The organism is Pseudomonas sp. GL-B-26 (assembly GCF_019947405.1).
In the GTDB taxonomy this organism is placed as follows: domain Bacteria; phylum Pseudomonadota; class Gammaproteobacteria; order Pseudomonadales; family Pseudomonadaceae; genus Aquipseudomonas.
In genome coordinates, this window is sequence record NZ_JAGYGJ010000005.1 from 23910 (window position 1) to 50149 (window position 26240).

A 26240-nucleotide genomic window follows, 5' to 3' on the forward strand; every position below is an offset into this window, starting at 1 on the left:
ACCAAGGACGTCCCATGCCTCCATCGATTGCTATACCGGCCACACTTGAGTCCCCGTTCCGGCCGGGCGAAGTTGCCCTGGTCGGCGCCGGCCCCGGCGATCCACGCCTGCTGACCCTGCGCGCCTGGAGCCTGTTGATGCAGGCCGACGCCGTGGTCTATGACCGACTGATCAGCGCCGAACTGCTGAGCTTGATTCCCCTGACCTGCGCCCGCCATTACGTCGGCAAGGCCAGCGGCTGCCACAGCCTGCCCCAGGAACAGATCAACGAACTGCTGGCCGACCTCGCCGATCAAGGGCAGCGCGTGGTCCGCCTCAAGGGCGGCGACCCGTTCATTTTTGGTCGAGGCGCCGAAGAGCTGGAGTACCTGCTGCAACGCGGCATCGACTGCCAGGTGGTCCCGGGCATCACCGCCGCGTCCGGCTGCAGCGCCTACGCAGGCATACCGTTGACCCACCGCGACCTGGTCAATTCCTGCCGGTTCATCACCGGCCATTTGCAACGCGATGGCGAGTTGTCGCTGCCCTGGAGCAGCCTCGCCGACAGTAGCCAGACGTTGGTGTTTTACATGGGCTTGTCGAACCTGGGGATCATCGCTCAACGCTTGATCGAAGCCGGGCTGTCGGCCGATACACCGGCGGCGCTGATCAGCAACGGCACGCGGCCTGACCAGCACGTCGCCCGTGGCAAGCTGCACCAATTGCCAACCCTGGCGCTGGATTGTCCACCGGGCATTCCGACGCTGACGGTGATCGGCACGGTGGTCGATCTGTTTGGCACAGAACAACTGGAATACCCGGCACGGCTTTACCCGGCCCAAGCGCTGCAACGCCACGCCAAGGTGGCGATATGAGGCGCATCGTCCTTGCCCACCTGTTATGGATCAGTGCGGCGCATGCCGGCGCAGCGGTTCCGGCACTGGAACACGCCGCGGAAAACTATCAGCAGCATTGCCAGAGCTGTCACGGGGTCAACCGTCTTGGTGGTGCGGGGCCGGCGTTGTTACCGGAGAGTCTCAGCCGGATCAAACCCGATGAAATTCGCAGCGTGATCCAGAACGGTCGCCCCGCGAGCCAGATGGCCGGCTATGCCAACGTGTTCAGCCCCGCGCAGATCGATGCGCTGGTGGATTACCTTCAGCAACCGCCCGCCACCCCGCCCACCTGGAGCAATGACGACATTCTCGGCAGTCACACGATGCTCGCGGACCTCAGCAAATTGCCGACCACGCCCCAGCATGGCGCCGACCCGCTGAACCTGTTCGTGGTGGTGGAAGCCGGCGACCATCACATCGACATCCTCGACGGTGACCGCTTTGAGGTGCTGGCGCGGTTTGCTTCGCACTTCGCCGTGCATGGCGGGCCGAAGTTCTCGCCGGACGGGCGCTTCGTCTATTTCGCCTCCCGTGACGGCTGGATCAGCCTGTATGACTTGCACAATCTGAAACTGATCGCCGAAGTTCGCGCCGGGCTCAACACCCGTAACCTGGCGGTGAGCAAGGATGGACGCTGGGTGCTGGTGGGCAACTATTTGCCCGGCAATGTGGTGGTGCTCGATGCCCGCGATCTGTCTTTGGTCAAAACCATTCCCACGATTGGTCAGGACGGTACTGCGTCACGGGTCAGCGCGGTCTACTCCGCCCCGCCGCGCGACAGTTTCATCGTGGCGCTCAAGGACGTGAAGGAAGTCTGGGAACTGTCCTGGGCCGGCACACCGGATTTCCAACCACGGCGGATCCCTGCCGGGGACGTTCTCGACGATTTCTCCTTTTCGCCGGACTACAAACAGCTGCTGGCGACGTCGCGCAAGGCCCAGGGCGGTCAGGTGATCGACCTCGACAGCGGCAAGGTGGTCACCGACATCCCGCTGCCGGGCATGCCGCATTTAGGCTCGGGGACCTATTGGAAACGCAACGGTGAGTGGGTGTTCGCCACGCCGAATATCAGCAAGGGGTTGATCTCGGTCATCGACTTCAAGACCTGGAAACTGATCAAGGAAATCCCGACACTGGGGCCGGGTTTCTTCATGCGCAGTCATGTCAACTCGCGGTATGCCTGGAGCGATGTGTTCTTCGGGCCTGACAACGATGCGATCCACCTGATTGACAAACAGACCCTGGAAATTGCCCACACCTTGCGCCCGATGCCCGGGAAAACCGCCGCTCATGTTGAGTTCACCCGGGATGGCCGTTTCCTGCTGTTGAGCATTTGGGCCACCGACGGTGCGCTGATTGTTTACGACAGCAACTCTCTCAAGGAGATCAAACGCATTCCGATGAACAAGCCTTCGGGTAAGTACAACGTGGGGAACAAGATTGAGTTTGCTGAGGGCACGTCCCACTAACCTTTATGCCCCCACCCGAAACACCGAGATCACATTGCACTTGTGGCGAGGGAGCTTGCTCCCGCTGGGGCGCGCAGCGGCCCTAAGATCAGTCACTGGGTAGACTCAGATCAAACGCATGCGCTGGTTTACGACTGCTACGCAGCCGAGCGGGACGGTGCGGCGATCCGACAAGCTCCCTCGCCACAGGTTTGCGTTCTGGTTCAAGGTGTAACCGTTGATGATCGCTTTGCTTTGCTTTGGCTTTTGATCTTGATCCTGATCTGCCCCGTCGGAAGGCCGAGCGCAGGTTCTGCGCAGTGGGCACCGCGGCAAGGATGCCGCGGTAGCCGCCCCCGGCCATGGATGGCCGATGGCGGCGGGCCCACGGAGCAGGACCGGAGCGAGGGCATGCCGAGCCACAGCGAGGCACCGTACGTCAGGGGCAAGAGCGTTTGGTTACTTGGCGCTTTTCCAAGTGACCCGCTGTAAAAGCGGAACCTTAAGCCGCCGTTACCGCAGCAACGGATATGTACTCCGAACGTAAATATTCAGCCCAAGGTATAACCGTTATCAACCTTCCAGTCCTGACCATAAACACCCCGAGCCCCCTGCGACAGCTGAAAAACAATCACATTAGCCACCGCCGCCGCATCAAGAAAGTGCCCCGGCAACAGACGTTTACCAAGCGTGTCGGCAACATCGCCAAGCTCCCCATCGCTCAACCCCAGGTTATCCCACATCGACGTCGCCGTCGGCCCCGGCGAGACCAGATTAATGCGCACATCAAAGCTAGCGAACTCCACCGCCAACGTCCGCGCCTGAGCCGCCAAAGCAGCCTTGCTGGCAATGCACGCAGCCAACCCCGGAAAGCTCGAACCGGTCAGGAAACTCCCGACAAACACCACCGACGCCGGGTTCGCCAATTCACCCCGCAACGCCGCCAGCGTATTCAACGCCCCGGCACCATTAACCGCCCACTGGCGCTGAAAGGCCTGCATATCCAGGCTGTCCGCCATTTCGGCGATGCCCGCGTTGGGCACCAGATAGTCCACGGGGCCAATCGCCGCAGCGCGCTCGGTCAGCTCGCGCAGGTCTTGCTGACTCGTGACGTCCCCGGCAAACCACTGCAACCGTTCACCGTAGATCTGCTGCAACGTCGGCAGTTCACCCGGGGTCCGTGACATCGCCAGCACCTTGACCCCGCGCGGTAACAACGCGGCGCACAGTGCCAGGCCAATCCCGGAGCTGGCACCCGTGACCACCGCCAAACGGTCCTGAAACTCGGTTTTCATCATTTTCTCCTGGGCATCACGGATGCCAAGCACTGGGGACATAGCGAGCCCCTATCTTCGAGCAGGAAGAAAAAAACCGACTTGACGGCGATCAGGCTTTTTCGACGGCGTTAGTGTTGCTGCAGCAGCGCCGGAGTGATCTCGCTGAACCGCAGCAAGCGACCGCCCTGTTCAGCGGCTAGCTTTTCAGCGGCCTCGCGACTGGAGAACGACGCCAGCACCACGCCCATGGCGCCTTTGAGTTGCGTGCCGACCACGTAGAACGCGTCTTTGGCATCGATCAGGTGGGCGTCATCCGGCGCATTCCACGGGCTGCGGCCCATGTCGTGGACATACAGCTTTGCATTGCCATGATGATTTTCCGGCTGCAACCACCAACCGATCATTTCCGCCGTGGAACAGAACTTCTTGACCCCGGCCCGCTCGACCACTTCGCCCTTGGGCCCCGGGAATCCATTGATGATCATCCCGCAGACATGGCATTCATCACTGGGATGAAAGGCTGCGGCGGTGTCGCTGTAAGTGGCTTGCGCTGGATTGTCACAAGCCGTCAGCAACAGACACATCATCAGGCCCGCCACCGCGCGCACCGTCATCAGATAAAAGGTGTTCATCGTCAACTGCTCCAAAACTATCAAAGTGAAAATTCATGTCGCCCGGCGACGAAACAACAGCCAGGCCGAGCCCAATGGCACCACCACCCACAGCGACAGGCACAGCCAGAGCATCGAGCCCGGCATCGGCAAATCGCTGCCCAGCGTCAGCACACCCGCGGTACTGGCGCCAGGCTCAAAACCGGAGAGGTTGATCAGGCGATAGATGTCAGCGGGGTTGAGCAGCAGCAACCAAGGCAGGACTTTGGGGTTGAACTGCCCTTCGCTGAGCACCAACAGCGCCAGCAAAGCCAGATCGAACACCAGCACGAAGAAGAACCAGACACCCAGCGCCAGTCCGGCCGCCGTAGACTTCTCGGCGGACACACTGCTCAGCACATAGGCCAGCCCCAGAAACCCCCAGCCCAGCAACGTCGACGACGCCATGAACCGGCCAAAGGCCCAGAGCAGCAGGCTCAGTTCGACATCGTCCACCAGCACGGCGATGGCCAGCATGGCGCAGCCGAAACCGATCAGTGTCGCCAGCGCCAGGATCAACCCGTGGCCGACGAATTTGCCCAGCAGAATCTGCCCGCGACCCAAGGGGTACGTCAGCAACAACAGCAACGTGCCGCTCTCGTCCTCGCCGACGATGGCGTCATAGGCCAACAGCAACGCAATCAACGGCATCAAAAACGTTGCCAGACTGGCGAGGCTGGCGATGGTGGCCGGCACCGAGGTGAAACCCAACTGCCCGGAAGCTGCGGCGCCCAGCCAGGCGATGCCGATGGCCAGCACCGCGAACAACACACTGATCGCCAGCAACCAGCGATTGCGCAAGCCGTCACTGAATTCCTTGCGGGCCATGTTCCAGACAGCGTTCATACGGCCTCCCCGATCGACGCCGCACCGGCCCGGCTCATGTAGTAGCGGTAAATATCTTCCAGAGACGGCTGATGGATTTCCACGTCGGCCGGTTCGTCTTCATTGAGCAGTTGGCGCAACAGCCCGAGCTTGCTGCCATTGAGCGCGGCCACTTCAAGCCCTTCGACGTCCCAGCGTTCGGTGACGTGCCCGGCGTTGTTCCAGCGTTGCTGCAAGGGTCCGGCGTGCTTGAGGCCGTTGGCGCGAATCAGCGTCGGCAACCCGGCTTCCTCGCGCAAACTGCGAAGACTGCCGAGGGCCAGCAGGCGGCCCTGGGTCAGAATCGCCGCGCGGTTGATATGCGCCTCGACGCCGGGCAACACGTGAGAACAGAGAATGATGCTGGTGCCCTGGCTGCGCAGGCGATCGAGCAACCGATAAAGGTCCTGGGTCGCGATCGGATCGAGGCCAACCGTCGGTTCGTCGAGCAGCAACAAACGCGGCTCGCCGAGCAGCGCTTGCGCCAGCCCCAGACGTTGACGCATGCCTTTGGAGTAGGTCTTGACCCGCCGATGCGCCGCACCGGCCAGGCCGACTTCCTCCAGCAGTACGTCCACCTGAGCGGACGCGGCGCCTTTGAGCCGCGCAAAATGGCGCAAGGTCTCAAGACCGCTCAGCTGCGGGTAAAACGTCACGTTCTCCGGTAGATAACCGAGCATGCGCCGCACATGCGGATCACTGGGCAAACGGCCGAACACCCTGACCTGCCCTTCGCTGGGCTGGAGCAGGCCAAGTACCAGCTTCATGCTGGTGGTCTTGCCCGCGCCGTTGTGCCCGAACAAACCCAGCACTTCACCTTCCGCCAGGCTGAGGTTGAGCTTATGCAACACCGTAGTGAAGCCGTAGCGCTGACTGACGCCTTCGATATCGATGACGTTCATGAGGTGGGCTCCTGGGACAGGGTTTGAGTGGATGACTTCATCAGCGGATGACTGTCGAGTACCCCCGGCGATTTCATCACCGGAAAGGCCCGTTGCACCCAGCGCAGCAACTCGATACCGGGGCTGTTCATCAACAGCCGCACCTGCGGGTACAGCCACAGCAGACGGTCGACGTTGTCGTTGGGTTCGTAGGCGATATCGCCGAGGCCATCGTTGTTGCGGTCCCAGCCCAGGTAATCGCTCCAGTAATTGCCCCGGCCATCCACCGACCATTCCTGCAAGCGGGTGGCGACGTACTTGACCTGCCGCTGATTGCCGACAAAAGCGTTGTCGGCGATGCGGTTGTCCTCCGAGCCGGCGGTGAGATGAATACCCACGGCGCTGTGTTCGAAGTGGTTGTGTTCGATGCTGTTGAACAGCGAGTTGTAGATGAACAGCGCCTTACCCTCGGCACCGCTGATCATGCTGTCGCCGGTCGAGCCGTCGCGCACGTCAGTGACGAAGTTGTCACGCAAGGTTGAATAGGTGATGTAGTTCATCAGGATCCCGTAGTTCTGATCCTGTTCGGAGCGATTGCCGATCACCGTGAGCTTGCGGCTTTGCATCAAGGCGTAGCCGGTGCGGGTGCGGCGGGTGGTGTTGCCGATCAGCTGGTTATCGTTGGCGAACATGTAATGCACGCCGTAGCGCAGGTCTTCCAGGGTATTGCCCTGCAGCAGGTTGCCGTTGGAGGTGTCGATGTAGATGCCATCGCGAGTGTCGCGCACCTGGTTGCCAATGACCTTGGCGCCATGCACGGCATACAGATGAATGCCGTTGCCGCGATCTTGCGAGCGCATCGTCGGATCACCCTGAATGCGGTTGTCGATCAGGCTCACATCCTGCGTACCGTCGACCCAGATACCGAAACCCTTACCCTGCAGGCGATTGCCTTTAATCACTGCGCCATGGGCTTTCGGCTGGATAAACACCGCTGCATTCATGGCGGTGAGGTCGTGCCCCCAGTCCAGGAAGGTGCAGCCCTCGATGCCGACATCCGGCGCATTGATGATCAAACCGTTGCCCTGCCCCTCGCCCTGAAATACCGCGCCCGGCTCGCAGACAATCTGCATCGATTGATCGACGCTGAACGAACCACGGTATTCCCCGGCCGGCAGGTGCCAGCGTTGATCGGCGTCCACCGTTAACGGCAGCGTGGTGATGGGTTGCACCGCCAGCGCGCTGCCGGACATCAACAGGAGCGCAAGCGCAATGACCTTCACCGGGTTTCCCTTGCTATCAGTCATTGCTTCGCTCCTGTCGATGGGCAACGGTCAGGCCTTCTCGACCTTCATGCGGCCGACCATTTCCATGTGCAGCGCATGGCAGAACCAGCTGCAGTAGTACCAATGCAGGCCGGCCTTGTCGGCGATGAAGGTGATCGATGAGGTCTGCTGCGGGCTGATCTCCATGCTCACGCCATGGTTGGTCATCACGAAGCCGTGGGTCACGTCTTCAATCTGGTCGATGTTGGTGATGGTCACCGTGACCTCGTTGCCCTGTTTGACGGTGAATTCCGGCAGGCCGTAGGCCGGAGCCATCGAGGTCATGTAGACGCGGACTTTGTTACCGTCGCGGATGACCTTGTTGTCGGTCTCCAGCTTGATCCCGTCCTTCGCGGCGATGACCACGGTTTCGGCGAAAAACGGGTCGTTGCGGTCCCAGATTTTCTTGGTCTTGATCTGGTCACGACGGGCCATGACGCAGTCGTGGGGTTCGGCGAAGGCCGGGCCGTCGTGCACCAGTTTCATTTCCTCACCGGAGATATCGATCAGCTGATCGTTTTCCGGGTGCAGCGGGCCGGTCGGCAGGAAGCGGTCCTTGGAAAACTTGCTGAGCACCATCAGCCATTGGCCGTCGGCCTCGCTGGTTTCGGTCAGCGACGCATGGTTGTGGCCCGGCTGATACTGCACATCGAGTTTCTGCTTGATGTAGTTGACCTTCTCGCCGGTGTACGCGCGAATCGCCTCCTCCACGTTCCACTTCACCACCTGGCTGTCGATAAACAGCGTGGTGTAGGCATTGCCGCGGCCGTCGTAGGTGGTGTGCAGCGGGCCCAGCCCCAGTTCCGGTTCGCCGACCACCACGTCACGCGGGTCCTTGAATTTGTCGTCGAACAGATCGTCGAGCTTGGCGATGGCAATGATCGTGCAGGTCGGTGAGAGCTTGCCGTTGGCAATGAAGTACTTGCCATCGGGCGAGGTATTGAGGCCGTGGGGGTTCTTCGGCACCGGAATGTAACGGGTGAACGCGCTGTCCTTGCCTTCGGTTTTACGACCGTCGACCACCGGCACTTTCGAGCCGTCGAGGGTGATGAACTTGCCAGCCTTGATCGCCGCTTCGATGCGCGGGATGTTGAACACCACTACCCAATCGCGCTCGTTGCGCATCATGCCGCCCAGGTCGTAGGCCTTCTCCGAGTTGTAGCAGGTCGAAGCGGCATACTTGCCGGTGTAGTCGGCGTCGGTGTTGTCCAGGTTGCCGTCGACGATGACCTGGAAGGACATCTCCATTTTCTCGGCATCGATGGCGTTGAACATGGTGTAGCTATTCTTGTCCTGCAGGTCGAAGGTGCTGCCGTCATTGGGGTGCGGAATCACGAATTCGGCATTGGCGAACACGTACTTGGTGTGCGGCACTTTTTGCAGGCGCAGCCCGTGAACCGCCTGCACATTGGGCACGGTGAGCATCTTGTCGCACTTCATGATGTCCAGACGGATACGCGCAACGCGGCTGTTGGCCTTGTCATTGATGAACAGGTATTTGCCGTCGTACTTGCCATCGGTCATCGACAAATGGGGGTGGTGGCAGTCGCCATTCTGGAAATGCGCGCTGTCGCCCATGATCCGTTTGCTTTCGTTGGTCAGGCCCCAACCCGTGGCGGAATCGACGTTGAACACCGGAACACGCAACAACTCGCGCATCGACGGAATGCCCATGATCCGCACTTCGCCCTGATGGCCGCCGCTCCAGAAACCGTAGTACTGGTCCAGTTCGCCCGGCCCGACGTGGGTTTTCAGTTGCGCGTCCTTGGCCGCTGCCGCCCATGTTTCACGGGTGAACACCGCGCCGCCGATGGCCGTGGCACCGGCCAGTACCGCGCCGGTCACCGCGCTGGTGCCCAGGAAGCCGCGACGACTGAGGCCGGTCGGTTCCGGCACTTCAGCGGTTTTTTTGGATTCTGTGTCGTTCATCAGGTGTTTTCCTTGAAGGGATAAAAACGGTCACTGCGGACAGGCGCTCGCGGGGTTCATTCCAGAGCGGTCACTTCCACGACAGGTATCAGTTGCGCAGCGGTGGGTGCCGGTTTGCCGCGCTTCTTGCGCTTGTTGATCAGCGGCGGGCATTTGTTGTCGTTCTGATACGTCATCTGACAATCGAGGCAGTAGTGGCACTCGTTGGCATTGATCCGGCCATCGGGATGAATCGCCTGAATCTCGCATTCCTTGGCGCACAGTTGGCAGGGCGTGCCGCAGTCTTTACGGCGTTTAAGCCAGTCGAACAGGCGAAATTTGCTCGGAATCGCCAGCGCCGCACCCAACGGGCAGATGTAGCGGCAATAGACTTTGCGCGTGAAAATATTGATGACCAGCAGCGCCACCGCGTAGAGCACGAACCACCACTGGCGGTCGAACCTGAGGGTGATGGCGGTCTTGAACGGTTCCACCTCGGCGAACAGTTCGGCGGTGGACATCGACTCCAGGGAGATGCCGAACAGCAGCAGCAAAATGATGTATTTGATCGCCCACAGCCGCTCATGCACGGCGAAGGGCAATTCGTATTGAGGGATTTTCAGCTTGCGCGCGGCCTCGTTGATCAACTCTTGCAAAGCGCCAAACGGGCACAGCCAGCCGCAGAACACGCCACGGCCCCACAGCAGAATGCTGGCCGCGGCGAAGACCCAGAGCATGAAAATCAGCGGATCGGTGAGAAACAGCTCCCAGCGGAAGTGATCGAACAGCGCATGGGCGAAGGTCAGGACATTGACCACTGACAACTGCCCCAGCGCGTACCAGCCGATAAACACCACGGTAAAGATCAGGTAACCGCGGCGCAGCCAGTGCAGAAAATGCGGCCGGCGGGTGAAGGTGTCCTGCAGGAACAGGATCGCCGTCAGCAGCAACAACGCAGTCCCGAGTACGGCGATCTGGAAGGATTTCTGGTACCAGATGGTCAACCACATCGGCCGGCTGGCTTCCTCGAGCGCGGCCAGTTCTTCGGCGCTGGGCAGTGGCCGCTCAAGGTAGGGCTCGGGCAATTGATAGGCCAGTTCGAAGCTGCTGAACGTGCCGCTGACCGGGCCGGTCTGGCGACGTACCAATAACTCCAGAGACCAGGGCGATCCCGGATCAAACTTCGCCGGTTCGCGCACAACGAAAATCGACATCTCAGTGAACTCGGGCATGCCTTTGGCAAACACATCCGAGAGCCGCTGATGGTCCATGTCGCGAAAGCTGATGACGTTGCCGAACTGGCGCAATTGCACCCGATCGAAAATCCCGCCGCGCACGTACCCCGAGCCCTTATAGGAAAACAGCCCACGACCCAGCACCGCGATGGCTTGCTCGCCCGGCTTGAGGTCTTGCATGAGGAAGCGATATTGACTGTCGCCCAGTAGCGCGCGGCCGATGGTCGGCGGATTCAGGTCGGCGGTGTAGAGCTCGATAAAGGTCTCATCAACTTGATCGGCGCTGGCGTTATCGACGCCTTCGGCATCAGTGCCCTTGAAGGCGGCGTCGACCTGGCCACGGGTCAGGTTCAAGCGGCGGATGGCGCCGTTGCCGGTCAGTTGTTCCCAGGTGGCGGGCTCGAAAAAGTCCTGGCGCACGGTGGCGGGCTTGCGCGCCACACCGGCCGTGTCTTCGATCAACTTCAGCGATACGGCCACCTCGTGGGCGGCGCGCATGATGACCTCGTTGACTACCATCGCTGTGACGGTGGCCCCTGCAATCGCATCGACGGTCACCGCGTTCGGGTCACTGGAATGGCCGACGACGACCCGCTGACTGACCTTGACGCCTTTGTATTTGGCGCTGAAGCCGTGAAGTTTTGCCTCAGGAATGCCAATCAGCAGAATCGGCTCGTGGTGTTCCAGCACATAGGCATCCTGAATCATGCCGGTCGTGTCGAGAATCACTTGAGTGTTGATCGGTTTGCCTGAGTAGGCCGGAATATCCACCACGTCCAGGCTCTGGAACACATAACCGATGACCTTGCCGGCGGCGGACAGCGTGCGCACCTTGAACCGGCCTTCGGGGGCGGAAACGGAATCGGTCTGAGGGAAGGTTTTCTCGATGCGCTGCTGCTCGATGTCGCCGTACTGCTTGGCCTGCGCTCCTTCGAAGGTGGCGAGTATCAACATCAGCAGGACCACCAGCCCGACGCCCCAGGCGCGCAGGTTGCCGTGTATCGAAGGCTGATGGATTGTCATGGGTTCGCTGATTTCAAAAGGGCTTTCGGTCATGTTAGGGAGCGTTGCGCCCCCTGCCCTTGATTGAAATCAACTTAAGAAATTAGCCCAGGAAGACCAGTTAAACCATATCTGCCGCAACGCAAACCTTGTAGCAGCTGGCGAAGCCTGCGTTCGGCTGCGTAGCAGTCGTGAAATTAAACAATGCGGAGCTTTAGGAACACCGTGCCGTCAGTTTTACGACTGCTTCGCAGCCGAACGCAGCCTCGCTGGGGCTCGACAGCTGCTACAAAGAGCGTGTTTTGTCTGCAATTTATTAACTGATCAGCATTAGGCTCCAGTGTCTCAAACCGTGCGTGAAAACTGGCCTTTTTGCTCTCCACCCAGATAGGCGTCAAACGCCATCGCGGCACTGCGCATCATCAAATGCCCTTGCGGCAACAGCACCAGTTCGTCGCGGTGAATCTGCAGCAACCCATCGCGCACATGCTCGCCCAGCTGTGCCAGCGCCTCGGCAAAGTACTCGGTGAAGCGAATGCCATGCCGCGTCTCATACTTGTCGAACGCGATACGGCCATGGCACATCAGGTCGCTGATCACCTCGCGGCGCAGCAGGTCGTCGGCGTTCAAGCGGTAACCGCGATGCACCGGCAACAACCCTTGATCGATACGCGCGTAGTACTGCGAAAGCTCCTTGACGCTTTGGCTGTAGCTGTCGCCGACCTTGCCGATCGACGACACCCCAAGGCCGATCAAATCGCAGTCGGCATGGGTGGAATAGCCCTGAAAGTTACGCTGCAGGGTGCCATTGGCCCGCGCCAGCGCCAGTTCGTCATCCGGCAAGGCGAAATGGTCCATGCCGATATAGACGTAACCGGCCTCGGTCAGACGGCGGATGGTCAGCTCGAGCAGTTCCAGTTTGCGCTCCGGTGGCGGCATGTCGGCGGGGCGAATCAGCCGTTGTGCGCGGACCATCTCCGGCAAATGCGCGTAGCTGTAGGCGGCAATCCGGTCCGGACGCAGCGCGATGATCTTGCTCAGGGTGACGTCGAAACTCTGCACGGTTTGCAGAGGCAGACCGTAGATAAGGTCGACGCTGATCGACTTGAATTGCGCCTCGCGCGCCGCAGCGACCAGCGCATAAATCTGCTCTTCACTTTGCAGTCGATTGACCGCTGCCTGCACGTCGGGGTCGAAATCCTGCACGCCGAAGCTCAGGCGATTGAAGCCCAACTGGCGCAGCGACTGAATCTGCTCGGTGCTGATGGTGCGCGGGTCGACCTCGATGGAGAACTCATGGTCATCGCTGTCATCCATGTTGAACGCCTGGTGCAGACAGTCCATCAGGTCCGCCAGCTGCTCGCTGGTCAAATAGGTCGGCGTGCCGCCCCCCAGGTGCAACTGAGTGAGCTTGCGGGTGCTGTCGAACAAGGCCGCCTGCATCGCGATTTCACGCTTGAGGTACTTCAGGTACTCGACGGCGCGATGGGTTTTCTGGGTAATGATTTTGTTGCAGGCGCAGTAGTAACAAAGGCTTTTGCAGAACGGGATGTGGATATACACCGATAACGGTTTCGGCGCGGCCACCTGATTGCTGTCGCGGGCGGCACGCTGATAGTCGTCAACGGCAAACGCCTGATGAAACTGCGGCGCCGTGGGGTAAGAGGTATAACGCGGCCCTGGGCGGTCGTACTTTTCGACCAGGGCGCGATTGAAATCAAATGTCGTGTTCATGATCGATCAACTCGCAATGGGATTAATGCTTCGCACCGCCCAAATCCTTTTCAAACAGGTTGCAGATGGCATCCACTTCCGGCCGACCGGCGGGAAGGATGCTGATGAAACGGTCTGACAATTCAATCAACCCGTCCCGACTCAATTGCTCCAGCAACGGCCAGACGGCGGAGAAGTACTTGGAAAAAACCAGTCCGTAGCGCCTCTCGATAGCGCGGATATCCAGCTCCTGATCGCAGGCCAGACGCTCCATGACCATTTGCCGGATCTGGTCCCCCGCCTCGAAGCGCCAGCCTCGACACGTCGGCAGTTGCCGCATATCCAGTTGCTGCTGATAGCGTTCAATCCCGTCGGTGTTTTGCGTGTACAAATCGTCGATCTGGCTGATCGCGCCCAAGCCGAACCCGACATGATCGCAATAGCCGTGACGGGAGAAACCCTCACAGGTACGGCGCAACCGGCCTCGCTCCTGGGCGACCGCCAAATCATCATCAGGCCGGACAAACTGCCCCAAGCCGATGTAGTGATAACCCGCACAAAGCAGTTGCTCGAAACAGATCTGGCGCATCGCGCCTTTATCGTTCTGGCTGCACAGTGCTCTGACTTTGTCACCGAGCACCGGCCGATAGCGCCGTGGTGGCCGGGCATAATCGAACACCATCAGCCGGTCCGGCTCCAGCTCGATAATGCTCGCCAGCTTCAGCGCAAAACTGTCTGGCGTCTGCCAGGCATGGCCAAAACCCAGATCGACGTTGATGGATCGAAAACCAAAGGTGCGCGCCGCGTCCATAAGCGATTGGATCGGCGCCGGGTTCTGGTAGCAGGCCACCGACCTGTCACAGTCGGCGTCTATATCCGGCACGCCGATGCTGACGTGATTGAATCCCTGATTGCGCAACAACCCCATGGTCGACCAGTCGGTATGGTGAAGGTCGACCTCGACGCTGTAGTCACCGCCTTCATGTTCGAGAAAATTGAACCGGCCACGCAGATGACTCATCAGCCGCTCCAGATGGGCAGGCGCGGGTGTTCCGCCGCCCAGATGAAACTGCTCGACCCGTTGCTCCGCGCCCAGGTGACAACCGACGAGGTCGATTTCACGCTCCAGGTGCTGAAGGTACTGCTCGATACCGTTGTGCTCGCCGGCGATATCTCGCGGGGAACAGGAAGACGGCTTGAGGCTGGAAGGCAGTTGCACATTCAGGGACAGCGGACGGCACTTCTGGCGGCTGACGCGCAATGCACGAAGCAGGTCCAGAGAGCCAATACCGTCATGAAATTTTTGCGTGTCGGCATGACAGTTAGGGTCAAGCACGCCTTGATCGCACCGGGCGATCTCGCCTGGGTTGTGAAGTAAATCGAGCATGACGGTCTCCGAGACTGGCTACGGATTTACAGTCTCCGGGTTTAACCATCAATGCTCCTTGATTTGCGTCAAGCGCAAGCGAAGTGTCTGCACAACGGACCACCGGTCAGCCCCGATTACCATGTCAGGTAAAACATGCCCTTGGCCAGCAGCACGATAACGACCATGTGGCAAAACAGGCTGCCATGGATGAAGTGCAGGTATCGCGGGCTCATTCGGCCGCTTTTGAACAAAAACATCGCGCCGAGGAAATGCAGCAGCACGCTCACGGCCACCGCAATTTTCAACGCCAGCAATGTGCCGAACGATGAGGCCAGTGGTGAGGCCAGGGCTGGCAAGTAGCGCAACCAGACCATGCCCAGCCCCGCCCCGAACAACACCAGCAGCACCCACGGCATCAGCGAGCGGGCCCGGCGGCCAATCCCCTGCTCCACCAGCAGCATCACCCTGGCGGGTAACTGTTTGCGGATGCTTTCCAGGAACAGGACTTCGAAGAACACCGTGCCGATGAAGATCAGCGCGGCAAACAGGTGCAAGGTCAGAATCAGCGGATAGATCATGGTGTTTTCGCCTTGGGTCAAGGCAACCCGCGCTACGGCGAACATTGGGGTGAGCGCACTGGCTGTCGGTCTCTGGAGACTACAGAGACCGTCGGGCTATGCGGTTGATACCGATCAAGAAAGCCGCAAAACCGTGTGCATATCCGTTTCTGCGGTGATGGCTGCTTAGGGTTCCGCCCTTACGGCGGGTCACTTTCGAAAAGCGCGAAAGTAACCAAAGCGCTTCTGCCCCTGTCGTTCGGTGCCTCGCCTAGGCTCGGCATGCCCTCGCTCCGGTCCTGCTCCGTGGGCCCGCCGCCATCGGCCATCCATGGCCGGGGGCGGCTAACCCGGCATCCATGCCGGGTTGCCCACTGCGCAGAACCTCCACTCGGCCTCTCGAGGGTGCGGTGCATCCAGATCAAAAGCTGCAGGCGAGCTAACGCTCGGCCTGTTGAGTGGTGAGGAGCGAAAGTTGTACGCCGATCTGCTTTATGTGGGAGCGGGCTTGCTCGCGAAGCTGTTGATCTTGCCGTTGCCGTTGCTTTTGATTTTGATCTGTTGCCCCTTTCCCAGAGGCCGAACGCAGGCGTTGCGCAGGGGGCACCGCGGCAAGGATGCCGCGGTAGCCGCCCCCGGAGCAATGCCGGAGTGAGGGCATGCCGAGCCTAGGCGAGGCACCGAATGGAGGGGCAAAGCGTTTTGCTTCCTTTTGGGCGTCTGCAAAAGGGAGTCGCTGTAAAAGCGAAACCGTAATCAGCCAACACCGCAGAAACGGATATGTACTCCAACCTTAGTGGCGCTGACCGGTCTAGTGCCCGCGAATGTAATGCTCCAGTTGCCGAATCAAATCCGCCTGCTCAACAATGGCTTCCTTAACCAAATCCCCAATCGATAACAGCCCCATCAGTTCGCCACCCTCCATCACCGGAAGATGACGCAGATGGCTGTCAGTCATAACCGCCATGCAACGCTCAATACTCTGCTGACTGTCAGCCGTCACCACAGGCGCGCTCATGATGTCGCGCACCGGCGTACCAACCGAAGAGCGCCCCTGCAGAACGACCTTGCGCGCATAGTCGCGCTCGCTGATCACGCCGACCACCTGCCCGGCTTCGATCACCGGAAGCGCGCCCACGTTCTTTTCAGCCATGATCCTCAGCGCTTCAAGGACCATCTCATCCGGCGCGATGCTATGCACCTGGCGGTTTTGCACGACCTTGAGTTTCAGCAATTGTGCGGCTGTTTTCATAAATGCCTCCGATGCGGATACGCGATGCTGTTGAACAGGCTCAAGCCACCCCGACTTCCACCACGCCGCTGTTCAACCGCACGGGCCAGACACGCAGACGCTGTTGCGGGTACTCCAGGCAACTGCCGTCTTCAAGGCGGAAATGCTGTTTGTAGATCGGCGATGCAACCACCAGATCACCCTTGATGCTGCCCACCAACCCGCGACCGATCACGTTCGCCCCGGATTGCGGGTCATGGTTGTCGATGGCGTAGAGGGTCCGACCCTCGGCACCCGGCAGGTAGAACAGCGCCACTTGCGCGCCGTCGAGCCAGACGACGACGCCGGAGTTGCTGACCAGGTCCTGTTGCTCGCACACCGATTGCCAAGCCTCAGTGTTTTCCAGGGAATCGATGCGTTGGGTATTGGACTGGCTCATCAGGCAATCTCCTCGATAACAGGGATAAGGTTGAGTTCGGCCGCCATGATCGGGCGCCGCTGGCCGCGTTCCTGGACAAAGTGGATGTCCGGGTCCGGGCGTTTATCGTTGACGAAGGTACGGAAGCGCTTGAGTTTTTCCGGGTCTTTGAGGGCGTTGGCCCACTCGCATTCATAGCGATTGACCACCAGTTGCATCTGCGATTCGAGCTCTTCACCCAGCCCGAGGCTGTCGTTGATGATCACGTCCTTGAGGTAATCGAGGCCTCCTTCCAGGCTTTCGCGCCACACCGAGGTACGCTGTAATTTGTCGGCGGTGCGGATGTAGAACATCAGGAAGCGGTCGATGTAGCGGATCAGGGTTTCATCGTCGAGGTCGGTAGCGAACAGCTCGGCGTGACGTGGACGCATGCCGCCGTTGCCGGCGATGTAAAGGTTCCAGCCTTTCTCGGTAGCGATCACGCCAACGTCTTTGCTCTGGGCCTCGGCGCACTCGCGGGTGCAACCGGACACCGCGAATTTGAGCTTGTGCGGCGAGCGCAGGCCCTTGTAGCGGTCCTCGATGGTCAAGGCCATTTGCACGCTGTCCTGCACGCCATAACGGCACCAGGTGCTGCCGACGCAAGACTTCACTGTGCGGGTCGATTTGCCATAGGCATGCCCGGTTTCGAAACCGGCTTCGATCAGCTCGGCCCAGATGTCCGGCAATTCATGCAACTGCGCGCCAAACAGGTCGATACGCTGGCCGCCGGTGATTTTGGTGTAGAGGTCGTATTTCTTCGCCACCACACCGATCGCGATCAGTTTGTCGGCGGTGATCTCACCACCGGGGATGCGCGGCACCACCGAATAGGTGCCGTTTTTCTGCATGTTGGCCATGAAGGTGTCGTTGGTGTCCTGCAGCGGCACCAGTGAGGCGTCCATGATCGGCTGGTTCCAGCACGACGCGAGGATCGAGCCCACCGCTGGTTTGCACACGTCGCAACCGGTGTGGCCACGGCCATGCTTGGCCAGCAGTTCTTCGAAAGTGATCACCCCTTCTACCCGCACCAGCGCATAAAGCTCTTGGCGGGTATAGGCGAAGTGTTCGCACAGGCTCTTGTCGACGCTAACGCCACGGGCGATCAACTCATGCTCGAAAACCTGCTTGAGCAGCCCGGCACAACCACCGCAACCGGTGCAGGCCTTGGTCTGCGATTTGAGCAGGCCGAGGTCGGTGCAGCCACCGTCGATGGCCGAGCAAATGGAACCCTTGGTCACGTTGTGGCACGAGCACACCGTGGCCGCTTCGGGCAACGCGCCCGGGCCGAGGGTCGGCGCACCTTCGGACGACGGCAGAATCAGGCTGGCGGGTTCCGCCGGCAGCGCAATCGCGTTCTGCATGTATTGCAGCAGCGTGTCGTAATAGCTGTTGTCACCGACCAACACCGCACCGAGTACGTGCTTGCCCGTCGCGTCCACCACCAGGCGACGATAGCTGGCCGTGGTTTCGTCGATGAACTGATAACTGCGCGCGCCCGGCGTGCTGCCGTGCGCATCACCGATGGAGCCGACATCGACGCCCAGCAGTTTGAGTTTGGTCGACATGTCCGCGCCCATGAACGGCTCGGCGGTTTCGTTGCACAGCAGTGCGGCGACACCGCGCGCCATTTGGTAGCCCGGGGCGACCAGGCCAAAAATGCTGCCATTCCACGCGGCACACTCGCCGATGGCATAGATGTTCGGATCGCTGCTCTGGCATTGGTCGTCGATCACCACACCGCCGCGCGGGCCGACTTCCAGCGAGCATTGACGGGCCAGTGCGTCTTGCGCACGGATACCGGCGGAAAACACGATCAGGTCGGTTTCAAGGAATTCGTCATTGGCGAAGTTCATCCGGTAGCGGTATTCCTCGCCTGCGCTGATCGATTGCGTACCGCGCGACAGGTGCACACCGACGCCGAGCCGCTCGATCTGCGCCTTGAGTGCCAGGCCACCGTACTCGTCCAGTTGCACCGGCATCAGGCGCGGAGCGAATTCCACTACATGCGCTTCCAGTCCCAGGGTTTTCAGGGCGTTGGCCGCTTCCAGACCCAGCAAACCACCGCCGACCACCACACCGCGTCGGGCGTTGCTTGCCGCAGCACGAATGGCATCGAGGTCTTCAAGGGTGCGATACACCAGCCGCGAATCGCCCTCGGCGCCTTCGATCGGTGGCACAAACGGATAGGACCCGGTGGCCAGCACCAATTTGTCGTAAGAAATGCACCCTTGCGCGGTGATCACCTGGCGGCGTGCGCGGTCGATTTCCAGGACCGGCACCCCCAGATGCAGGGTGACGCCCGGGGTCTGGTACAGCGAGGCTTCGCCGAGGGCCAGCGACTCGGCATCACGGCCGGAGAAATACTCGGAAAGATGCACGCGGTCGTAGGCACGCATCGGCTCCTCGCTGAACACGTGCAGCCGATAGTGATCAAGGGCACCGCGTTCGATCAGCTGTTCGACACAATGATGTCCGACCATGCCATTGCCGATCACGATCAGCGTTTGCAGCTTGTTCAAAGTGGCAACATTGGAATTCATAAGAGACACCCGTCGATAGCTGTTCAAAAAGCAAAAAAAAACGCCTGAAACCTTGCGGTTCCAGGCGTCTTTGCCTGTTCATTTACGGTGCTAAGTCAGGCATCTATGCCGGATCCACCGATGTTGCCCGCGACCTGTTCGGCCAATCGATCGTCGTTGACCGAGGGGGCTGCCCACTCGACTGCGTTCACAGTGGGCCTGAACAGTGTCTTGCAGACTTTGTGCCAGTCAGCCATTGGCAGTCCTTGCGCCAGTAAACGTTGACTACGGGCGCCTATGAACGCCCGATATTTGCCTTCGCATAGTGCAGAGGCGTGTTGCGCGGCCTTATAAAAGTGCACACCTCAGAGGTATTTGAGGATCGCGATATCGCGGCGGCGCTGCTTGAGGTTGGCGAACCAGCGCGTCGGGAAGAACAGCAGCACCCCGAGGATCACACTCCACAGCCACACCGTGGGCAGGTTATCGAAGCCATAATAGGCCCCCTGATTGGCGCCCCAAATCGCGACCGCCACCAGGTACATGGCCTTGAGTACGTACAAGTGCAGCAAATAGAAGAACATCGGCGCCCCGCCGTAAATCGCCAGGGTCGCGGTGGACCAGCGATCCTGCAGCTTCTCGAACAGCGCCAGCAACATCAGCGAAAGGCCAATCGTCGGCATCAGGAACATCAGCGACGGCGGGTACTTCTTGGCGCTCATGAAACTCATGAAGGTGCGCAACGAGTCACCGGTCTGCACCCAGGGTTTCTCGCCATAGACATTCAAGTAGCGAATGAACACGAACGCCACCAGCAGGCCGGCGCCCAGTTTGAGCAGGCGGGAAATCCGCTCGGCCGGGTCCATGTCCTTGCCGAACCACGGCCCGATCCCCCACCCCAGCAGGATCACGCCAATCCAGGGCAATACCGGATACGTGGTGCGGGCCCGGGTGAATTCGGTGATGTCGATGAACACCCGCTGATGCAGGATCGACCACGGCACGAAAAACGGCGACTCCGGCCCCACGGTCACGCCATCGAGCAGGTTGTGCCCGGCGACAATGGCCACGCCGAGCACAATCAACCAACTGCGTTTGAAGTGCAGCAACCCGGCGAGCACGATCATGCAGATACCGATGCACCAGATCACCTGCAGCCACAGGGTCTTGGGCGGGAACTCGGCGTTCCAGGCAAAGCACACAAAGGTGACTTCGAGAAACACCAGGAACAACCCGCGCTTGAGCAGGAACACCGAGGTTTCTTTCGCCGTGTGTTTCTGGCTGTAGAGCCAGGCCGACAAACCGGTGAGGAAGATGAACGCCGGCGCGCAGATTTCGCTGAGCATGCGGGTGAAGTACAGGTCCGGCGTGACGCTCAGCGCATCGATCGGGTCGGTGACCTGACGGTGCAGCAGAAAGGTTTCGCGCACATGGTCGATCAGCATCAACAGCATGACGAAACCGCGCAGGGCGTCGATCGCCAGCATGCGGGTGTTGGCCTTGACGGCACTGGTTGCAAGCGCAGGGGAAGCGGTTGTCGCCTGCCCTGCCAATCCTGAAGATGGGGTCATATCAGTCACTCATGTAATGGTCGAGGGATCAGGCCTGTTTATTCCACGGCCACCACGTAGGTGTCCTGCCACGGCAGCTCGAAGCTAATTTTACCTGCGGCATCGGTGCGCTGGGTGAACACTTCACCGGGTATCGATCAGGTGCTGAACCACACCCGGATCCGCCAGGGTGGAGATATCCCCCAACCCCTCATATTCGGCCGTGGCAATCTTGCGCAGAATCCGGCGCATGATTTTGCCCGAACGGGTTTTCGGCAGGCCCGGCGCCCACTGGATCACATCCGGCGAAGCAATCGGACCAATCTCCTTGCGCACCCAGTTTTTCAGTTCCAGGCGCAGCTGCTCGCTCGGCTCTTCGCCACCGATCAACGTGACATAGACATAGATGCCTTGCCCTTTGATGTCGTGCGGCACACCGACCACCGCCGCTTCGGCGACTTTCGGGTGGGCGACCATCGCGCTTTCGATCTCGGCGGTGCCCATGCGGTGGCCGGACACGTTGAGCACGTCATCCACGCGACCGGTGATCCAGTAGTAACCGTCTTCGTCACGACGCGCACCGTCACCGGTGAAGTACATGCCGCGGAACGTCTTGAAGTAGGTATCGACGAAGCGGTCATGGTCGCCATACAGCGTGCGCGCCTGGCCTGGCCACGAATCGAGAATCACCAGGTTGCCCTCGGCCACGCCTTCGAGGATGTTGCCCAGGTTGTCCACCAACGCCGGCACCACGCCGAAGAACGGACGTGCCGCCGAACCCGGCTTGAGACCGTGAGCGCCCGGCAGCGGGCTCATCATGTTACCGCCGGTTTCGGTCTGCCACCAGGTGTCGACGATCGGGCAACGGGATTGGCCGACGTTCTTGTAGTACCAATCCCACGCTTCCGGGTTGATCGGCTCACCGACCGAACCCAACAGTCGCAGGCTGCTGCCATCGGCGCCTTCAACAGCGGCTTTGCCCGACGCCATCATCGCGCGGATCGCGGTGGGCGCGGTGTAGAGGATATTGACCTTGTGCTTGTCGACGATTTTCGCCACCCGGGTGATGTCCGGATAGTTCGGCACGCCTTCGAACAACACGGTGGTCGCGCCGTTGGCCAGAGGGCCATAGACAATATAGGTGTGACCCGTGACCCAACCGACGTCGGCGGTGCACCAGTAGACTTCGCCCGGACGGTAGTCGAACACACGCTCGTGGGTCATCGCCGCGTACAGCAGATAACCGCCGGTGGTGTGTTGCACGCCCTTCGGCTTACCGGTCGAACCGGAGGTATAAAGGATGAACAGCGCTTCTTCAGCGCCCATTTCTTTCGGCGCGCACACAGTGCCCGCCACTTTCATCAGGTCCTCGAACCAGATGTCGCGATGCTGATTCCACTTGATGTTGCCACCGGTGCGCTTGCACACGATGACTTTCTGAATGCTGCTGGTTTCCGGGTTGGTCAGCGCGTCGTCGACGTTGGACTTGAGCGGGATCTTCTTGCCGGCACGAATGCCTTCGTCGGCCGTGATCACCACTTTGGATTTGCAGTCGATGATCCGTCCCGCCAGGGCTTCCGGCGAGAAACCACCGAACACCACCGAGTGAATCGCGCCGATCCGGGTACAGGCCAACATGGCGACCACGGCTTCAGGGATCATCGGCATATAGATAGTCACCACGTCGCCGCGGTGCACATCCTGGCCACGCAGGGCGTTGGCGAACTTGCAGACTTGTTCGTGCAACTCGCGGTAGGTGATGTTGCGGCTTTCGGCCGGGTCATCCCCTTCCCAAATAATCGCGACTTGATCGCCGCGCTCGGCCAGATGACGGTCGAGGCAGTTGTAGGAAACGTTCAGGGTGCCGTCGGCGAACCATTTGATGTCGACATGGTGATCGTCGAAAGAAGTCTGTTTCACCGTGGTGAAAGGCTTGATCCAGTCGAGGCGCTTGGCTTGCTCGCGCCAGAAGCCGTCCGGGTTAACGACCGACTGCTGGTACATGGCCTTGTAGGTCACCTCATCAGTCAGGGTGTTGGCCGCAACCTCGGGACGAACGGGATACAGAGAAGCCGCACTCATCTTTGTTACCTCGGTGGAATAGTTGTTGCTAAGTGTTTGTACTGATTAAACGTGCCCAGTACCTGGTAACCGGGAAACGGCTGCGATGTTTTCCACAGGTTAAGCTTTTGGCGCAATTGTCTAAGCCGAACTTGACCTCTGAGAAATTCGGATCGACTGTTTTCACCCCGGAAACAGCAGAATCCCTCAGCTTTAGTCATCCCCATAGAATCTACCGACATGTGCCAAATAGAACGTAGCGTAACTTCCGTCCAACATTCATGAGCATGGATGGAAATGGGCTTTAGTTACACGACTGGGTTAAATTACCGTGAACTCAACCGTTACTCGAAGATCTGCCAGGCGTTGTTGACCGTCGGATCTTCGAGCTCGGAAATCGGCAAGTACGTATAGACCTGACGATAGAGAAAGCAAACAGAGCGTTCGTAATACTTACGGTCAAAAATGCCTCTCTAGCGCCCCAGGAAGATTCTTCCTACAAGGTGTATGAAATTCCCACCTGCACGGTTCTAGGCGCCCCTGGATAGGCGTAGACATTGCCGAATGCCCCTTCCTCGTAATCTTCGTCCCCCAGATTTTTCACATCCAGATTGAGCCTGATCTTGTCGTTGACCTTGTAGTAACTCAGCAGGTCGACAACGGTGTAGCTGCCCATTGAAAACGACGTATTGGCCGTCTGCCCTGCTCGCTCATCGACGTATTTGAGCCCGGTGCCGAGACCCAGCCCCTTGAGTGCGCCATCCTGGAACTCGTAGACGTTGAGCAGGCTGAAGCTGTTCTGCGGAATATTCATTAGCCGGGTGCCGGATTTGATGACGTTGTCCTTCGTCACTTCGGCATCGACATAGGCGTAGCCGCCAATCACGCGCCATTGCGGGGTCAGGTTGCCGGCGATGTTCAAGTCAAAGCCACGGCTGCGTACCTCGCCTGCCGCCACGCTGTAGGTCGAGTCCACGGGATCGGTGGTGAGCACATTGCGCTTTTCGATCTGGTAGATCGCCGCATCGACACTCAACTGGCTGTCCAGCGCTTGCCACTTGATACCCAGCTCATAGGATTTACCCTTTTCCGGATCAAAACCGCCGCCCTCGCGACTGGCACCGGTATTGGGCTTGAACGAGCGCGCCGTATCGGCATAAATCGCCACTGTGTCGCTGAGGTCGTAGGTCACCCCTATGCGCGGGGTCACGGCATTGTCGCTGGCCTGCCAGCTTCTGCCGCCCGGCACGAAGGTTTCGTAGTCATGCTCGAAGCGTTCGAAACGGGCCCCGGCCAGGACGCGCAAGCGCTCGGTCAAGGCCACCTGATCCTGGATGAACGCGGCGTAGGTCTTGAGGTTTTCCTTGTCGTTGGTCGGGGTGCGGGTCAAGGCTGGACGCGGCTGGCCGTACACCGGGTCGAAGATATCGATCGGGTAGGCACTCACCGCTCCGCTGGAGCGCTGGATTATCGACTGGTAGTCGTAATCTTCGTACTCGACGCCGGTCAGCAAGGTATGTTCGAAACCGCCCGCGGTGAAATGCCCGGTGAGGTTGAGCTGGGTGTCCTTGTCCGTCCACTCCAGCTTGCGATAGTTGAAGTTGCGGCCCAGGGTGCGCCCGTCAGCCGCGACACCGTTGGCCTCGACGGCATTTCCCTGCAGTGTGCCGTCGAGCCATTGGAATCCACCGCCCAGCGTCCAGGTATCGTCGAGCACGTGTTCGAAACGCAGCTGCGCCATGTTGTTGTCGTTGTGCAGTTTGCCAACGTCTTTTTCGCCGAAGAAGGTATCGCGGGAGGCCGTGCCGATCTGGTTTGGATAGCGCGTCAGGCCGCGATCGAGCGGGTGGTTGTTGCGCATGAAGTCGCCTTCGAAAATCACCCTGGTGTCGTCGTTGACCTGCCAGGCAAGCACCGGCGTGACGCCGTAGCGCTCGGTTTCGACATGATCGCGGAAGGTGTCGCCGCCCTCACCCACCACGTTCAAGCGATAGGCCAGGCGGCCTTCTTCGTCGAGCGGGCCGGAAGCATCCAGGGTGCCACGCTGCATGCCCTGGTCATCGAGTTGGCTGCCCAGAGTCACAGTGGGCTCGGCCAGCGGCTGCTTGGAGATCACGTTGAAGGTGCCACCCGGATCGCCGCGGCCATAGAGCATGGTCGCGGGCCCTCGTAGCACTTCGAGCCGTTCGATGGTGTTCGCATCCGGCATGTTCGGATAGCCACGGTTGATCGGGAACCCGTTGCGATAAAACTCGCCGGTGGTAAAGCCACGTACAGTAAAGGTGGTCAGCCCCTGGCCACCAAAATTGTTGGCCCGCCCCACCCCGCCAGCGTAGTCGAGGGCGTCCTGCAATCGAGTGGCACTGATGTCCTCGACGACATCCTTTGTCACCACACTGATGGATTGTGGTGTTTCGTGAATCGAAGTGTCGGTACGCGTCGCACTGGCCGAACGGGTCGCGCGATACCCCTGGACCGGCCCTTGGGCCTGCTCATCGAATACTCCATTGATATCGATCGCTTGTAACTCTAACGAGGCGGGATCAGTGGGTGATTGTTCAGCCCAGGTGGACTGAGAGATAGCTTGAATCACACACAGAGAAACGAGAGTTCGACGCATGAACATAAAACCTTTGAGAAGATACCGGCCACATCAACAGCCGGGAGGAATTGTAACTAATGATATCAATTCCCATTCTCACTGAATAGTCTTTACTTTCAAACAACTGTGTTAATGCACAACTCATTGCAGCAACAGCCGCCCACTGACAATCGAGGTTAAGTAGTCAGGGACATCAGTGACGTAATAGTCTACGTAGCGGGATCCCATCTTTAAGTACAGGAGATTTAATGACGATATAACTGAAGTACTTGGAGATACCGATGTTCTTGTCCAGAAGCCCTTCGATCACTTCCTGATAATGCTGAATGCTGCAGGTCATGAAGCGCACCAGGTAATCGTAACCGCCACTTACTAAATGGCACTCAAGTACCTCATCGACCAAACGAATATTGGATTCGAACTTGGCGAAGTCCTCCCGTTTATGGTCGCTGAGCGTGATTTCAGTAAATACCGTGACCGAGTCAGTGATCTTGGCAAGGTTTAGATGAGCTCTGTACCCGGAAATATAGCCAGCCGATTCAAGCCGCTTGACCCGCTGCAAGCACGGGCTGGATGACAGACCCACCGCATCGGCCAGGCTGACGTTGGTCATTCGACCGTCTTTTTGAAGTTCAACCAGGATACTGATATCAATTCGGTCTAGTTTAATTAAACCTTCCATCGGGTACCTCGTGATTGCCGTTCAGTTAGAC

Annotated in this window: 20 protein-coding genes; 2 read left to right on the forward strand and 18 right to left on the reverse strand. The window is 59.6% G+C overall.

Annotated elements, in window-relative coordinates; all coding sequences use genetic code 11:
- Window positions 1-14: 14 nt before the first annotated feature.
- Both cobA and KGB23_RS04820 read left to right on the forward strand, forming a co-directional pair.
- Window positions 15-854, forward strand: coding sequence for a uroporphyrinogen-III C-methyltransferase (gene cobA, locus KGB23_RS04815; RefSeq protein ID WP_223430112.1), 840 nt, complete (start codon window positions 15-17; stop codon window positions 852-854).
- Entirely contained in the window at window positions 851-2344 is a 1494-nt protein-coding gene (locus tag KGB23_RS04820) for a nitrite reductase (RefSeq protein ID WP_223430113.1), read from the forward strand. The genes cobA and KGB23_RS04820 overlap by 4 nt, the downstream gene beginning before the upstream one ends.
- A gap of 530 nt (window positions 2345-2874) precedes the next feature.
- On the opposite strand, the gene KGB23_RS04825 is transcribed toward KGB23_RS04820, so the two are convergent.
- The 18 genes from KGB23_RS04825 to KGB23_RS04910 all read right to left on the reverse strand — a co-directional run bounded on the left by KGB23_RS04825 (window position 2875) and on the right by KGB23_RS04910 (window position 26209).
- The gene (locus tag KGB23_RS04825; protein WP_223430225.1) at window positions 2875-3618 is read right to left on the reverse strand and encodes an SDR family NAD(P)-dependent oxidoreductase; all 744 of its coding nucleotides are present in this window, start codon (window positions 3616-3618) and stop codon (window positions 2875-2877) included.
- A 110-nt stretch (window positions 3619-3728) separates the two neighbouring features.
- Window positions 3729-4232, reverse strand: a complete 504-nt coding sequence (locus KGB23_RS04830) for a nitrous oxide reductase accessory protein NosL (RefSeq protein WP_223430114.1) — start codon at window positions 4230-4232, stop codon at window positions 3729-3731.
- Window positions 4233-4265: 33 nt separating this feature from the next.
- Window positions 4266-5096: an ABC transporter permease gene (locus tag KGB23_RS04835; protein ID WP_223430115.1), complete on the reverse strand. Its 831-nt coding sequence runs from the start codon at window positions 5094-5096 to the stop codon at window positions 4266-4268.
- The gene (locus KGB23_RS04840) at window positions 5093-6016 is read right to left on the reverse strand and encodes an ABC transporter ATP-binding protein (protein WP_223430116.1); all 924 of its coding nucleotides are present in this window, start codon (window positions 6014-6016) and stop codon (window positions 5093-5095) included. The genes KGB23_RS04835 and KGB23_RS04840 overlap by 4 nt, the downstream gene beginning before the upstream one ends.
- The gene (locus tag KGB23_RS04845) at window positions 6013-7302 is read right to left on the reverse strand and encodes a nitrous oxide reductase family maturation protein NosD (protein ID WP_223430117.1); all 1290 of its coding nucleotides are present in this window, start codon (window positions 7300-7302) and stop codon (window positions 6013-6015) included. The genes KGB23_RS04840 and KGB23_RS04845 overlap by 4 nt, the downstream gene beginning before the upstream one ends.
- A 27-nt stretch (window positions 7303-7329) precedes the next feature.
- Window positions 7330-9252 (reverse strand): TAT-dependent nitrous-oxide reductase, encoded by a 1923-nt coding sequence (nosZ, locus tag KGB23_RS04850; RefSeq protein ID WP_411741486.1) that lies wholly within the window; start codon window positions 9250-9252, stop codon window positions 7330-7332.
- A 53-nt stretch (window positions 9253-9305) separates the two neighbouring features.
- Window positions 9306-11519: a transcriptional regulator NosR gene (gene nosR, locus KGB23_RS04855; protein ID WP_223430119.1), complete on the reverse strand. Its 2214-nt coding sequence runs from the start codon at window positions 11517-11519 to the stop codon at window positions 9306-9308.
- Window positions 11520-11810: 291 nt separating this feature from the next.
- Complete coding sequence (hemN, locus tag KGB23_RS04860; RefSeq protein WP_223430120.1) at window positions 11811-13199, reverse strand: oxygen-independent coproporphyrinogen III oxidase; 1389 nt, start codon at window positions 13197-13199, stop codon at window positions 11811-11813.
- 22 nt (window positions 13200-13221) lie between these two features.
- On the reverse strand, window positions 13222-14565 hold the full coding sequence (locus KGB23_RS04865) for a coproporphyrinogen III oxidase (RefSeq protein ID WP_223430121.1): 1344 nt from the start codon (window positions 14563-14565) through the stop codon (window positions 13222-13224).
- Between the two features lie 116 nt (window positions 14566-14681).
- Window positions 14682-15125 (reverse strand): CopD family copper resistance protein, encoded by a 444-nt coding sequence (locus tag KGB23_RS04870; RefSeq protein WP_046046915.1) that lies wholly within the window; start codon window positions 15123-15125, stop codon window positions 14682-14684.
- Between the two features lie 790 nt (window positions 15126-15915).
- Window positions 15916-16356: a CBS domain-containing protein gene (locus KGB23_RS04875; protein ID WP_046046902.1), complete on the reverse strand. Its 441-nt coding sequence runs from the start codon at window positions 16354-16356 to the stop codon at window positions 15916-15918.
- A 40-nt stretch (window positions 16357-16396) separates the two neighbouring features.
- On the reverse strand, window positions 16397-16774 hold the full coding sequence (gene nirD / locus KGB23_RS04880; RefSeq protein ID WP_223430122.1) for a nitrite reductase small subunit NirD: 378 nt from the start codon (window positions 16772-16774) through the stop codon (window positions 16397-16399).
- The gene (gene nirB / locus KGB23_RS04885; RefSeq protein ID WP_223430123.1) at window positions 16774-19335 is read right to left on the reverse strand and encodes a nitrite reductase large subunit NirB; all 2562 of its coding nucleotides are present in this window, start codon (window positions 19333-19335) and stop codon (window positions 16774-16776) included. The genes nirD and nirB overlap by 1 nt, the downstream gene beginning before the upstream one ends.
- Window positions 19336-19430: 95 nt before the next feature.
- The gene (locus KGB23_RS04890; protein ID WP_156400838.1) at window positions 19431-19571 is read right to left on the reverse strand and encodes a hypothetical protein; all 141 of its coding nucleotides are present in this window, start codon (window positions 19569-19571) and stop codon (window positions 19431-19433) included.
- A gap of 108 nt (window positions 19572-19679) precedes the next feature.
- On the reverse strand, window positions 19680-20885 hold the full coding sequence (locus KGB23_RS04895; RefSeq protein ID WP_223430124.1) for a DUF1624 domain-containing protein: 1206 nt from the start codon (window positions 20883-20885) through the stop codon (window positions 19680-19682).
- Window positions 20886-21008: 123 nt separating this feature from the next.
- Window positions 21009-22946 carry an acetate--CoA ligase gene (gene acs, locus KGB23_RS04900; protein WP_223430125.1) on the reverse strand — a complete coding sequence of 646 codons (1938 nt, stop codon included), beginning with the start codon at window positions 22944-22946 and terminating at the stop codon, window positions 21009-21011.
- Window positions 22947-23421: 475 nt separating this feature from the next.
- Complete coding sequence (locus tag KGB23_RS04905) at window positions 23422-25545, reverse strand: TonB-dependent siderophore receptor (RefSeq protein WP_223430126.1); 2124 nt, start codon at window positions 25543-25545, stop codon at window positions 23422-23424.
- Window positions 25546-25720: 175 nt separating this feature from the next.
- The gene (locus tag KGB23_RS04910) at window positions 25721-26209 is read right to left on the reverse strand and encodes an Lrp/AsnC family transcriptional regulator (protein ID WP_223430127.1); all 489 of its coding nucleotides are present in this window, start codon (window positions 26207-26209) and stop codon (window positions 25721-25723) included.
- Between the last annotated feature and the right edge of the window lie 31 nt (window positions 26210-26240).